A 12,709-nucleotide genomic window follows, 5' to 3' on the forward strand; every position below is an offset into this window, starting at 1 on the left:
TGCGGCGACGGGGCGGCGTGGGCGGCATGCGGCGGAGGCTGTGGCGGTTGCGGCGGCTGTCCGTAGGAGCCCGGGCGGCGGCGCGCTCTGCTGAGGCGGCGGCTGCGACTGAGCGTTCTGCTGGGGCGGGAGCGGCGGCTGAGGTGGCTGCGGCGGCCCGTACGGATTGGGTGTCTCCCCCCGGTATCGACATGACGTGAACATACCCGAAGAAACACCGAAAACCCCGCGCTGTGCAGGGAGGCTGTGCAGGGGAGGATCCAGAGGTGGAGGGGATCCGGACGCACGGGGTCCGGACACAGCAATGCCCCCGGAGTGGGCCCGGGGGCATTGAACGTAGCGTGGCGTACTACGAAGGCTGTCCGTGGTCCGAGGTAGAGGGCTCGGACGTTCCCCACGGCGGGGTGGGGGCGAGGTGTCGCCCCGGTGGGTCACCCGTGCGGGTGGCCCGGAAGAGTCAGCCCTTGAGGCCGGCGAGCTGCTGCGCGAGCGCCGACTTCTTGTTGGCGGCGTTGTTCTTGTGGAGCACGCCCTTGCTGACGGCCTTGTCGAGCTTGCGCGCGGCGGCGCGGGCGGCAGCGGTGGCCTTCTCGGCGTCACCGGCGGCCACGGCCTCGCGGGTCCGGCGGATGGCGGTCTTCAGCTCGGACTTGACGGCCTTGTTGCGCAGACGCGCCTTCTCGTTCGTCTTGTTCCGCTTGATCTGGGACTTGATGTTCGCCACGTAAAGAGCCTTCGCAGGTTCGTCGGGTTTCGCTGTCTGTCGTGCGCTTGTGTCCCGCGCGAGAGGGTCGCGTAAGACACAGTGGGCCAGATTACCAGCAGCGCTGGTGGCCTCCCAAACCCGGAAGCGGTTGCCGTTCATGGGACCATGGGGGGACCGAGAACACCGAGCCCCGCCTAGCTACAGGACGCTGCGTGCCCGCGACCCCTACCAATGTGCCGGAGCCGAGCCGTACCGACCCGGCTCTGATCCGTAACTTCTGCATCATCGCGCACATCGACCACGGCAAGTCGACGCTTGCCGACCGCATGCTTCAGCTGACCGGCGTGGTCGAGCAGCGACAGATGCGCGCGCAGTACCTCGACCGCATGGACATCGAGCGCGAACGCGGCATCACGATCAAGTCCCAGGCGGTCCGGCTGCCCTGGGCGCTCACCGAGGACCAGGCGAGCCCGGAGCCGGTCACCCATGTCCTCAACATGATCGACACCCCTGGCCACGTGGACTTCACCTATGAGGTCTCGCGTTCGCTGGCGGCCTGTGAGGGCTGCATCCTGCTGGTCGACGCGGCCCAGGGCATCGAGGCCCAGACCCTCGCCAACCTCTACCTGGCGATGGAGCACGAGCTCACGATCATCCCGGTCCTCAACAAGATCGACCTCCCGGCCGCCCAGCCCGAGAAGTACGCCGCCGAGCTGGCCCACCTCATCGGCTGTGACGTCTCCGATGTGCTCAAGGTCTCCGCCAAGACCGGCGAGGGCGTGGACGAGCTGCTGGACACGGTGGTCCGGCTGGTCCCGCCGCCGGTGGGCGTGAAGGACTCGCCCGCCCGCGCGATGATCTTCGACTCCGTCTATGACGCGTACCGCGGTGTCGTGACGTACGTGAAGGTCGTGGACGGCACGCTCAGCAAGCGCGAGCGCATCAGGATGATGTCCACCGGCGCCGCCCACGAGCTGCTGGAGATCGGCACCAACTCACCCGAGATGACCGCCGCCGACGGGCTGTCCGTCGGCGAGGTGGGCTATCTGATCACCGGTGTGAAGGACGTCCGCCAGTCCAAGGTCGGCGACACGATCACCCAGTTCACCAAGGGCGCCCAGGAGCCGCTGGGCGGCTACAAGGACCCCAAGCCGATGGTGTTCTCGGGGCTGTATCCGCTGGACGGCTCGGACTATCCGGTGCTGCGCGAGGCCCTGGACAAGCTCCAGCTCAACGACGCCGCGCTGGTCTACGAGCCGGAGACCTCCGCCGCCCTCGGCTTCGGCTTCCGGGTCGGTTTCCTCGGGCTGCTGCACCTGGAGGTCATCCGTGAGCGACTGGAGCGCGAGTTCAATCTCGACCTGATCGCCACCGCGCCCAACGTGGTCTACCGGGTGGACATGGAGGACGGCGCCGTGCACACGGTGACCAACCCCAGTGAGTTCCCCGCGGGCAAGGTCGACAAGGTGCACGAGCCGGTCGTCCGCGGCACGATCCTCGCCCCCAGCGAGTTCATCGGCGCGATCATGGAGCTGTGCCAGAACCGCCGCGGTGTGCTGCTCGGCATGGACTACCTCTCCGAGGACCGGGTCGAGATCCGCTACACCCTCCCGCTCGCCGAGGTCGTCTTCGACTTCTTCGACCAGCTGAAGTCCAAGACCCGCGGCTATGCCTCGCTCGACTACGAGCCCACCGGCGAGCAGGCATCCGACCTGGTCAAGGTCGACATCCTGCTGCACGGCGACAAGGTCGACGCGTTCTCCGCGATCACCCACAAGGACAAGGCGTACGCGTACGGCGTGCGGCTGGTCGCCAAGCTGCGCGAGCTGATCCCGCGACAGAGCTTCGAGGTGCCGATCCAGGCCGCCATCGGCTCCCGGGTCATCGCCCGCGAGACCGTCCGGGCCATCCGCAAGGACGTCCTCGCCAAGTGCTACGGCGGTGACATCTCCCGTAAGCGGAAGCTGCTGGAGAAGCAGAAGGAAGGCAAGAAGCGGATGAAGATGGTCGGCAGCGTGGAGGTGCCGCAGGAGGCCTTCATCGCGGTGCTGTCCTCCGACGAGGGCGGCGGCGACGCCAAGGGGAAGAAGTAGCAGTCGTAGTCGAACGGGCCCGGTGCTTCAGGGAAGCGCCGGGCCCGTCGTCGTGTGACGCTCGATGCAGGCCCTCGTGTGAACGGACCCTCATGTGAACGCACCCCTCATTTGAACGCACCCCTCATTTGAACTACGTGGCCCGGAACCCCTTACGCAGTACGGTTTCGGCCCTTACTCTGATCGCCACGCGAAGGTTACTCGCGAGTCACCAAGCACTGAGGCGGGACCCGGAGGATGCCGTGACCGACACCCAGAATCTGCTCGAGAACCGGCCGCCGTCCCTGGCGACGCACTTCCTCCAGCGCGTCGAGGCGACACCGGACAAGGAGGCGTACCGCTATCCCGTGCCGCCCGCCTCCGGCCGGGGTCCCGATGAGTGGCGGCCGCTGACCTGGCGCGAAAGCGCGGATCGTGTCTTCGCCATCGCCGCCGGGCTGATCGCCCTCGGCGTCCAACCCGAGGAGCGGGTGGCGCTCGCCTCCTCGACGCGCGTCGAATGGATCCTCGGCGACCTCGGCGTGCTGTGCGCGGGCGCGGCGACCACCACGGTGTACCCGAGCACCAACGCCGAGGAGACCGCCTTCATCCTCGCCGACTCCGGCAGCCGGGTCCTGATCGCCGAGGACGGCGCCCAGCTGGCCAAGGTCCGCGAGAAGCGCGACGAGCTGCCCGATCTCGCCCATGTGGTGGTGATCGAGGCCGAGGACGCGACGCCCGCCGGGGACGACCCGGAGGGCTGGGTGCTCTCCCTCGCCGAGCTGGAGAAGCGCGGTGCGGCACACCTGGACGAGCACCCCGACGCCGTACGGGAGCGGACGGACGCGCTGCGCTCCGATCAGCTGGCGACGCTCATCTACACCTCCGGCACCACCGGCCGCCCCAAGGGCGTACGGCTGGCGCATGACTCCTGGTCCTACATGGCCATCGCCATCGGTACCCAGGAGGGACTGCTCTACCCGGACGACATGCAGTACCTGTGGCTGCCCCTCGCGCATGTCTTCGGCAAGGTGCTGACGGCGGGGCAGATCTACGTCGGACATACGACCGCGGTGGACGGCCGGGTCGACAAGATCATCGAGAATCTGCCGGTCGTCCGGCCGACCTATATGTGCGGCGTGCCGCGCATCTTCGAGAAGGTCTACAACGGGGTGGCGCAGAAGGCCCGTGAGGGCGGCGGCGCCAAGTACAAGATCTTCCAGTGGGCGGCCGGGGTCGCCCGCGACTACGCCAAGATCTCCCAGGACAACTTCCGCCGCACCGGCACCGCGTCCGTGCCGTTCGGCCTCAAGGCCCAGCACGCCGCCGCCGACAAGCTCGTCTACGCCAAGCTGCGCGAGGCGTTCGGCGGGCGGCTGCGCGCCGCCGTGTCCGGTTCGGCCGCGCTGGCCCCCGAGATCGGCTACTTCTTCGCGGGCGCCGGCATCAACATCCTGGAGGGGTACGGGCTCACCGAGTCCAGCGCCGCCAGCTTCCTGAACCCGCCGGACTACCGCACCGGTACGGTCGGCAAGGCGTTCCCGGGCACGGAGGTGCGGTTCGCCGACGACGGTGAGGTGCTGCTGCGCGGCCCCGGCATCATGGAGGGCTACCACGGGCTGCCCGAGCTGACCGCGCAGGTGCTGGAGTCCGACGGCTGGTTCCACACCGGCGACATCGGGGAGCTGTCGCCCGACGGCTATCTGCGGATCACCGACCGCAAGAAGGACCTGATCAAGACCTCGGGCGGGAAGTACGTCGCCCCGGCGGAGGTCGAGGGTCAGTTCAAGGCGGTGTGCCCGTTCGTCTCCAACATCCTGGTGCACGGCTCCGACCGCAACTACTGCACCGCGCTGATCGCCCTCGATGAACCGACCATCATGGGCTGGGCGCAGGAGCACGGCCTGGCGGGGAAGTCCTACGCCGAAGTCGTGGACACCGCGGCGGTGCGGGAGTTGATCGACGGCTATGTGCAGCGGCTCAACGAGGGGCTGCAACGGTGGCAGACGATCAAGAAGTTCCGGCTGCTGCCGCGTGATCTGGACGTGGAGCACGGCGAGCTGACGCCGAGTCTGAAGATGAAGCGTCCCGTGGTGGAACGCGAGTACAAGGCCCTGATCGAGGACATGTACGCCGGTACGCGCGAGGCCTGACGGCGGGGCCGGCCCCGGTCCCCACCCGGCGCCGGCCCCCGCTTCCGTCACGACGTCACCCACCGCCAGGACCCGTCCCGAACCCCCGATACGGCCGGGGGTTCTTTACCGGAACAGGCCCGGCGTACGCACGATTTTTCCCCTCAACACAGTTAACTTGCGTGACTCGGTGCATATAACCGCGGTCCGTCTGTCACTCTGTCCGTGCCGGACACGGCGCATATGACGGAGCTTCTCAGGAGCCGCACAGTGGGGACGTCATCTTCCACCCCGTCTGCATCCGCAGGCGGGGTGGCTCTGCCGGTCGGGGGAATCGGCCCCGTCCGTACCAGTGCCTCGGCCCGCGCGAGCCTGCCCGGCAGCCCGCTCGCGGCCTCCGCGGCACGCCGGTTCGTGCGTGCCGCGCTCGCCGAGTGGGTCGCGCTCGACGTACCGTCCGCCGACCGGATCACCGACCGGGTCGCGGACGAGGCCGTCCTGCTGGTGAGCGAGCTGGTCACCAATGCCGTGGTGCACGCGGGCACCGCGGTCGAGGTGTGCTGCGCGCTCGATGTGTCCAGCCACGAGGGCGAACCGCCCTCCCTCGTCGTGGAGGTGACCGACCACCACCCCACCCGGGTGCTGCGCGGCGATCCGCCGGTCGACGCGGACGGCGCGGAGTGCGCCGGAGGCCACGGGCTGCGGCTCGTCGCCGAGATCGCCGAGGCGTGGGGGACGACGTACCGGCGGTCCAGCAAGACGGTGTGGTTCCAGGTGTCGGTCCGGCCCGCCGCCGACCCGGTGGCGCCCGAGGAGCCCGTGGCCGGGGACCTCGCGCCCCCGTGGGCCTCGCGCGGTACGGAGATCGTCGCCCCCGCGCCGCGCCGGGTGCCCGCCCGCCGAGCCGATCCGGAATGGACCCGGCACGGCGCGCTGTCCTTCCTCGCCGAGGCGTCCGACCTGCTCGCCGGGCAGTTCGACGAGGAGATGGTCACCTCGCTCGCCGGACAGCTGCTGGTGCCCCGGCTCGCCGACTGGTGCGCGATCTGGCTCGACACCGGCGGCGGGCCGCCGCGGCTGGCCCGGGTCTGGCACGCCAGCGAGAGCCGTATGGAGGGGCTCAAGCAGGTGCTGGAGAAGGAGCCGCCCCAGCTGCCCGCGACCGCGCGCGGCGGCGCACTGGACTGGCCGTGGCCGGCCGACCCCGCGGCGTACGGGCCCGGCGGCGCGGCGCTCGCCTGCCGCCTGATCGCGGGCGGGCGTGCGCTGGGCACGCTGCTGCTGGGGCGGGCCGGACTGGTGCGCATGCCGGACGAAGTCGTCGGCCTGATCGAGGACTTCGCGCGCCGCGTCGCGCTCGCCCTCGCCTCCGCCCGGCGCTACACGCGCCAGGCCACCATCAGCAGCGTGCTCCAGCGCGGGCTGCTGCCGTCCGGGATCGCCCGGATCCCCGGTGTGGAGTCGGCCGTCGTGTACGAGCCGACCGGCGACATCTCGGCCGGGGGCGACTTCTACGACGTCTTCCCGGCCGGTGACGGGCGCTGGTGCTTCGTCCTCGGCGACGTCTGCGGAAACGGCCCCGAGGCGGCCGTGGTGACCGGCCTGGTGCGGCCCTGGCTGCGGCTGCTGGCCCGCGAGGGCTACGACGTGGGGGAGGTCCTCGACCGCCTCAACCAGCTGCTGGGCGAGGAGACCGTGGGGGAGGCGGTCGAGGCGGTGGAGGCCGCGGGCGGCGCCGACCCGGGCGGCGCGGGCCTGCCGCCGGGCGGCGGCCCGGCGCGGTTCCTGTCGCTGCTGTACGGGGAGCTGGTGCCGCTCGGGCCGGGCAGCGAGGGCGGGGTCCGGTGCACGCTGGCCAGCGCGGGCCATCCGCTGCCGCTGGTCCTCCAGCCCGATGGAACGGTTCGGACGGTCGCCGTGCCGCAGATACTCCTCGGCGTGGTGGAGGAGGCCGCGTACGAGAGTGAAACGTTCGATCTGGCGCCCGGCGAGACCCTGCTGTGCGTGACCGACGGGGTGACGGAGCACCGCTCCGGTACCCGCCAGTTCGACGACGAGGACGGCCTCGCGTCGGTGCTCGCGGGCTGCGCGGGGCTCAGCGCCCGGGAGGTCGCGCAGCGGGTGCGGCAGGCGGTGGACGAATTCGCCGTGGAGCCGCCGGACGACGACCTGGCGATGCTGGTGCTCAGAGCGCTGTAGAAACCCGGTGGCACGGGGCGCGCCCCGGCATGGCGGACAATGGGGCGTATGCCTTCCGTACTGCCCGACGGCGACCCCATGCCCCAGGACGGCGCGCTGCCCCCCGGCGCGCTGGCCGGGGCGGCGGGACGGCCGCTGGGGTTCTATCTCCACGTGCCCTACTGCGCCACCCGCTGCGGGTACTGCGACTTCAACACGTACACCGCCGCCGAGCTGCGCGGATCCGGCGGGGCGCTCGCCTCCCGGGACAATTACGCCGAGCAGGTCGCGGAGGAGGTGCGGCTCGCGCGGAAGGTGCTGGGGGACGATCCGCGGCCGGTCGAGACCGTATTCGTCGGCGGCGGCACACCGACCCTGCTGGCGGCCGCGGACCTCGGGCGGATGCTCGGGGCCATCCGCGACGAGTTCGGGCTGGCGGACGGGGCCGAGATCACCACCGAGGCCAATCCGGAGTCGGTCGACCCGCGGTATCTGGAGGAGCTGCGGGAGGCCGGGTTCAACCGGATGTCGTTCGGGATGCAGAGCGCCCGGCAGCACGTCCTGAAGGTGCTGGACCGCACCCACACCCCCGGCCGCCCCGAAGCCTGCGTCGCGGAGGCCAGGGCCGCCGGGTTCGACCATGTGAACCTGGACCTGATCTACGGAACCCCCGGCGAGAGCGACGACGACTGGCGGGCCTCCCTGGAGGCGGCGCTCGGCGCGGGCCCGGACCATGTGTCGGCGTACGCGCTGATCGTCGAGGAGGGCACCCAGCTGGCCCGTCGCATCCGGCGCGGCGAGGTGCCGATGACCGACGACGACGCCCACGCGGACCGGTATCTGATCGCCGAGGAGATGCTGTCGGCGGCCGGGTTCGCCTGGTACGAGGTCTCCAACTGGGCGACCTCGCCCGAGGGTCGGTGCCGCCACAACGAGCTGTACTGGCGCGGCGCCGACTGGTGGGGCGCCGGACCCGGCGCGCACAGCCACCTCGGCGGGGTGCGCTGGTGGAACGTCAAGCACCCCGGCGCGTACGCCCAGGCGCTCGGCGAGGGCCGCTCACCGGGCGCCGGGCGGGAGCTGCTGTCCGACGAGGAGCGCCGGGTCGAGCGGATCCTGCTGGAGCTGCGGCTGTCCGAGGGGTGCCCGCTGGAGCTGCTGCGCCCGGCCGGAGCGGCGGCCGCGGCGCGGGCGCTGGAGGACGGCCTGCTGGAGCCGGAGCCCTACGGGCAGGGCCGGGCCGTGCTCACCCTCAAGGGCCGTCTGCTGGCCGACGCGGTGGTGCGGGACGTGGTGGACTAACCGGCCTCGGGCGCCGTGACGAAATCGATCAGCTCCTCCACCCTGCCCAGCAGCTCCGGCCGCAGGTCCTTGTAGGAGTGGACCGCGGACAGGATCCGCTGCCACGCCGCGCCCGTGTTCTCCGGCCAGCCCAGCGCCCGGCAGACGCCCGTCTTCCAGTCCTGGCCGCGCGGCACCGTCGGCCAGGCCGGAATGCCCAGCGAGGACGGCTTCACGGCCTCCCATACGTCGATGAAGGGGTGCCCGACGACCAGGACGCTCTCGTCGGTGATCTGCTCGGCGATACGGGACTCCTTGGACCCGGCCACCAGGTGGTCCACCAGCACACCCAGCCGGGCGTCCGGGCCGGGCGAGAAGTCGCGCACGATGGCGGGCAGATCGTCCACGCCCGCCAGGTACTCCACGACGACGCCCTCAATGCGCAGGTCGTCGCCCCAGACCCGCTCCACCAGCTCCGCGTCGTGGCGGCCCTCCACATAGATGCGCCCGGCGCGGGCGACCCGTGCGCGGGCACCTGGGACGGCGAGCGAACCGGAGGCCGTGCGCTGCGGGGCGCCCGGGGCCGCCGCGCGCGGGCGTACGAGGGTCACGACGCGGCCCTCCAGAAGGAAGCCGCGCGGCTCCATGGGGAAGACCCGGTGCTTGCCGAAGCGGTCCTCCAGGGTGACCGTCGGCCCCTGCGCGGTCTTCTCGCAGCGGATCACGGCACCACAGAACCCCGTGGTGACCTCCTCGACCACGAGGTCCGGGTCCGCGGGCACCTCGGGGGCGGGCTGCTGCCGCTTCCAGGGCGGGGTCAGATCCGAGTCGTACTGTCGGCTGCTGCGCATCCGGATGACGATAGCGCGGCGCGTTACCGGTCAGCGGGACACGCCGAAACGCGCGGCCAGTTCGTCGCGTTGGTCACGTACGAAGGCCGCGTCCACGACCGACCCATGGCCCGGCACGTACCGCGCGTCCTCTCCGCCGAGAGCGATCAGCCGGTCGAGGGCTGCGGGCCAGTGGGCGGGGATCGCGTCGGGTCCGGCCTGGGGCGGGCCCGACTCCTCGACCAGATCGCCGCAGAAGACCACCTCCGGCTGGCCGGGAACCCGGCCCGGGACCAGAACGGCCAGGTCATGGGCGGTGTGCCCGGGGCCCACGTTCGCCAGCAGCACGGACCGGCCGCCCAGATCGAGGGTGACCTCCCCGGAGACCGCGTGATGCGGCGGTACGAGGTGATCGACGGCCTCGGCGGCGGCATCGGGGGCCACCCCGTGCCGTATCGCGTCCTCGCGCAGCGCATCCCGGTCGCGGCGCAGCAGGGCGTCCAGACCGGTGGCCCCGTACACCGCGCAGCCCGCGAAGGCGGCCGTGCCCAGGACATGGTCGAAGTGCGGATGGGTGAGCGCGATCCGGGTCGGCCGGCGGCCGGTCAGCCGGGTGATCTCGGCCCGCAGCGCCGCGCCCTCGCGCAGCGACGAGCCGGTGTCCACCACGAGGACGTCCGTATCGCCGACGACCACGCCGACCGTGCAGTCCCAGTCCGGCAGCCGGCAGCGGGCGACATCGGGCGCGAGCTGTTCCCACCCGGCCTCTTCCCAACACGTCTTCATACCGAGACGCTAGCTCCAACAGCGATAGCGTGACGTGTGGCCGGGCACCGGCGGGGGGCGGCTCTTGCCGTGGCCACCGCACCCCGCCGTACACTGGCTGAGGGGTTCTGGCACTCGTGACCATTGAGTGCCAGAGGGACGACCTGATGACACGGCTGGACTGGAGGTGCGCGGGGTGCTCAGCGAACGCAGACTCGAAGTGCTGCGTGCCATTGTCCAGGACTACGTGGGCACCGAGGAGCCGGTCGGCTCCAAGGCGCTCACCGAGCGGCACCGGCTGGGGGTCTCCCCGGCCACGGTGCGCAACGACATGGCGGCGCTGGAGGACGAGGGCTTCATCGCCCAGCCGCACACCAGCGCCGGGCGCATCCCCACGGACAAGGGCTACCGGCTCTTCGTGGACAGGCTGGCCGGAGTGAAGCCGCTGTCCGCTCCGGAGCGCCGCGCCATCCAGAACTTCCTCGACAGCGCCGTCGACCTCGACGACGTGGTGGGGCGCACCGTCCGGCTGCTGGCGCAGCTGACCCGGCAGGTCGCGGTGGTGCAGTATCCGTCGCTGACCCGTTCGACGGTGCGGCACGTGGAGCTGCTGCCGCTGGCCGTGGCCCGGGTGATGCTGGTGCTGATCACCGACACCGGGCGGGTCGAGCAGCGCATGGTGGACTGCCCGGCTCCGATCAGCGACGACTCGCTGGCGGATCTGCGCGCCCGGCTCAACAGCCGGGTCGTGGGGCGGCGGTTCGCGGATGTGCCGCAATTGGTGCAGGATCTTCCGGAGTCCTTCGAACAGGAGGACCGGGGGACGGTCTCGACCGTGCTGGCGACGTTGCTCGAAACGCTTGTCGAGGAGACCGAAGAGCGGCTGATGATCGGCGGCACCGCGAACCTCACGCGCTTCGTGCATGATTTCCCCCTGACGATCCGGCCCGTGCTGGAGGCACTTGAGGAGCAGGTCGTCCTCCTCAAGCTGCTCGGCGAGCAAGACTCGGGTATGACCGTGCGCATTGGGCATGAGAATGCTCACGAGGGGCTGAATTCCACCTCGGTCGTCGCGGTCGGCTACGGTTCGGGCGACGAAGCCGTCGCCAAACTCGGCGTGGTCGGACCGACCCGCATGGACTACCCCGGAACGATGGGAGCGGTACGCGCAGTGGCACGTTACGTCGGACAGATCCTGGCGGAGTCGTAAGTGGCGACGGACTACTACGCAGTCCTGGGCGTGCAGCGCGATGCCTCGCAGGACGAGATCAAGAAGGCATTCCGCCGGCTCGCACGCGAGCTGCACCCGGACGTGAACCCGGATCCGAAGACCCAGGAGCGGTTCAAGGAGATCAACGCCGCTTACGAGGTGTTGTCGGACCCGCAGAAGAAGCAGGTCTACGACCTGGGCGGGGACCCGTCGGGTTCCGCCGCGGGCGGCGGCGCCGGTGGCTTCGGCGCGGGCTTCGGCAACTTCTCCGACATCATGGACGCCTTCTTCGGCACCGCCTCGCAGCGCGGACCGCGGTCCCGGACCCGGCGCGGCCAGGACGCCATGATCCGCCTCGACGTGGAGCTGAGCGAGGCCGCGTTCGGCACCACCAAGGACATCCAGGTCGACACCGCGGTGGTGTGCACCACCTGTAGCGGTGAGGGCGCGGCGCCGGGCACCTCGGCGCAGACGTGCGACATGTGCCGCGGCCGCGGTGAGGTCTCGCAGGTGACGCGGTCCTTCCTGGGCCAGGTCATGACCTCGCGCCCGTGCCCGCAGTGCCAGGGCTTCGGCACCGTGGTGCCGACCCCGTGCCCGGAGTGCGCGGGCGACGGGCGGATCCGCTCGCGGCGCACGCTGACCGTGAAGATCCCGGCCGGTGTGGACAACGGCACCCGCATCCAGCTCGCGGGCGAGGGCGAGGTCGGCCCGGGCGGCGGCCCGGCGGGCGATCTGTACGTGGAGATCCACGAGGTCCCGCACCCCGTCTTCCAGCGGCGCGGCGACGACATGCACTGCACGGTGACGATCCCGATGACGGCGGCGGCCCTCGGCACCAAGGTGCCGCTGGAGACGCTGGACGGCCTGGAGGAGATCGACATCCGGCCCGGCACCCAGTCCGGCCAGTCGGTCCCGCTGCACCAGCGCGGCGTCACCCATCTGCGCGGCGGCGGCCGGGGCGACCTGATCGTCCACGTCGAGGTGACGACCCCGACCAAGCTCGACCCGGAGCAGGAGGAGCTGCTGCGGCGGCTGTCCAAGCTGCGCGGCGAGGAGCGGCCGACCGGGGAGTTCAAGCCGGGGCAGCAGGGCCTGTTCTCGCGCCTGAAGGACGCCTTCAACGGACGCTGATCCGGTGACGGATCGCCGCGGAGGACATGGCACCATGTGCCCATGTCCTCCGCGCTGACCGATCTCGCCCGGTACCCGATCGTGCAGGCTCCGATGGCGGGCGGGGCCTCCTGCCCGCAGCTCGCCGCCGCCGTCATCGAGGCCGGGGGCCTCGGTTTCCTCGCCGCCGGTTACAAGACGCCGGAGGCGATGTACGAGGAGATCAAGCAGCTGCGCGGGCTGACCGGCCGCCCCTTCGGCGTCAACCTGTTCATGCCGCAGGCGCCCGGTGACCCGGCCGCCGTCGCGGTCTACGCCGACCGCCTCGCGGGCGAGGCGTCCCGCTACCAGACCGCGCTCGGGGACCCCGAGTCCGGCTCCGACGACGCGTACGACGCCAAGCTGGCGATCCTGCTGAACGA

Annotated in this window: 10 protein-coding genes; 7 read left to right on the forward strand and 3 right to left on the reverse strand. The window is 71.1% G+C overall.

Translation table 11 applies throughout. The features are described from left to right. Positions 1 to 457 precede the first annotated feature (457 nt). Positions 458 to 724 carry a 30S ribosomal protein S20 gene (gene rpsT / locus SSOG_RS29790; protein ID WP_039939013.1) on the reverse strand — a complete coding sequence of 89 codons (267 nt, stop codon included), beginning with the start codon at positions 722 to 724 and terminating at the stop codon, positions 458 to 460. 194 nt (positions 725 to 918) lie between these two features. Between rpsT and lepA the strand changes: the two genes are divergently transcribed. The 4 genes from lepA to hemW all read left to right on the forward strand — a co-directional run bounded on the left by lepA (position 919) and on the right by hemW (position 8,390). Beyond that, positions 919 to 2,799: a translation elongation factor 4 gene (gene lepA / locus SSOG_RS29795; RefSeq protein ID WP_009717973.1), complete on the forward strand. Its 1,881-nt coding sequence runs from the start codon at positions 919 to 921 to the stop codon at positions 2,797 to 2,799. 242 nt (positions 2,800 to 3,041) lie between these two features. Beyond that, complete coding sequence (locus SSOG_RS29800) at positions 3,042 to 4,931, forward strand: AMP-dependent synthetase/ligase (protein WP_009717974.1); 1,890 nt, start codon at positions 3,042 to 3,044, stop codon at positions 4,929 to 4,931. Between the two features lie 222 nt (positions 4,932 to 5,153). Next, positions 5,154 to 7,109, forward strand: coding sequence for a SpoIIE family protein phosphatase (locus SSOG_RS29805; RefSeq protein WP_078510437.1), 1,956 nt, complete (start codon positions 5,154 to 5,156; stop codon positions 7,107 to 7,109). Between the two features lie 48 nt (positions 7,110 to 7,157). Beyond that, positions 7,158 to 8,390 carry a radical SAM family heme chaperone HemW gene (hemW, locus tag SSOG_RS29810; protein WP_039939015.1) on the forward strand — a complete coding sequence of 411 codons (1,233 nt, stop codon included), beginning with the start codon at positions 7,158 to 7,160 and terminating at the stop codon, positions 8,388 to 8,390. Here hemW and SSOG_RS29815 read toward each other — a convergent pair. Together SSOG_RS29815 and SSOG_RS29820 are read right to left on the reverse strand one after the other, a co-directional pair. After that, positions 8,387 to 9,220 (reverse strand): DUF3097 domain-containing protein, encoded by an 834-nt coding sequence (locus tag SSOG_RS29815; protein WP_009717977.1) that lies wholly within the window; start codon positions 9,218 to 9,220, stop codon positions 8,387 to 8,389. The two genes, hemW and SSOG_RS29815, sit on opposite strands and share 4 nt — an antisense overlap. Positions 9,221 to 9,250: 30 nt before the next feature. Continuing rightward, a complete protein-coding gene (locus SSOG_RS29820; protein ID WP_009717978.1) occupies positions 9,251 to 9,985 on the reverse strand; it encodes an MBL fold metallo-hydrolase in 735 nt (244 codons plus the stop codon). A 175-nt stretch (positions 9,986 to 10,160) separates the two neighbouring features. Here SSOG_RS29820 and hrcA point away from each other — a divergent pair, with 175 nt between their 5' ends. From hrcA to SSOG_RS29835, 3 genes are all read left to right on the forward strand, one after another. Next, complete coding sequence (gene hrcA / locus SSOG_RS29825; RefSeq protein ID WP_039939016.1) at positions 10,161 to 11,174, forward strand: heat-inducible transcriptional repressor HrcA; 1,014 nt, start codon at positions 10,161 to 10,163, stop codon at positions 11,172 to 11,174. After that, positions 11,175 to 12,308, forward strand: a complete 1,134-nt coding sequence (gene dnaJ / locus SSOG_RS29830) for a molecular chaperone DnaJ (protein WP_009717980.1) — start codon at positions 11,175 to 11,177, stop codon at positions 12,306 to 12,308. A gap of 42 nt (positions 12,309 to 12,350) precedes the next feature. Then, positions 12,351 to 12,709: nitronate monooxygenase (locus SSOG_RS29835; RefSeq protein ID WP_009717981.1), on the forward strand; the 359-nt coding region annotated here is incomplete at its 3' end.

The sequence above is a fragment of the Streptomyces himastatinicus ATCC 53653 genome (genome assembly GCF_000158915.1).
In the GTDB taxonomy this organism is placed as follows: Bacteria; Actinomycetota; Actinomycetes; order Streptomycetales; family Streptomycetaceae; genus Streptomyces; species Streptomyces himastatinicus.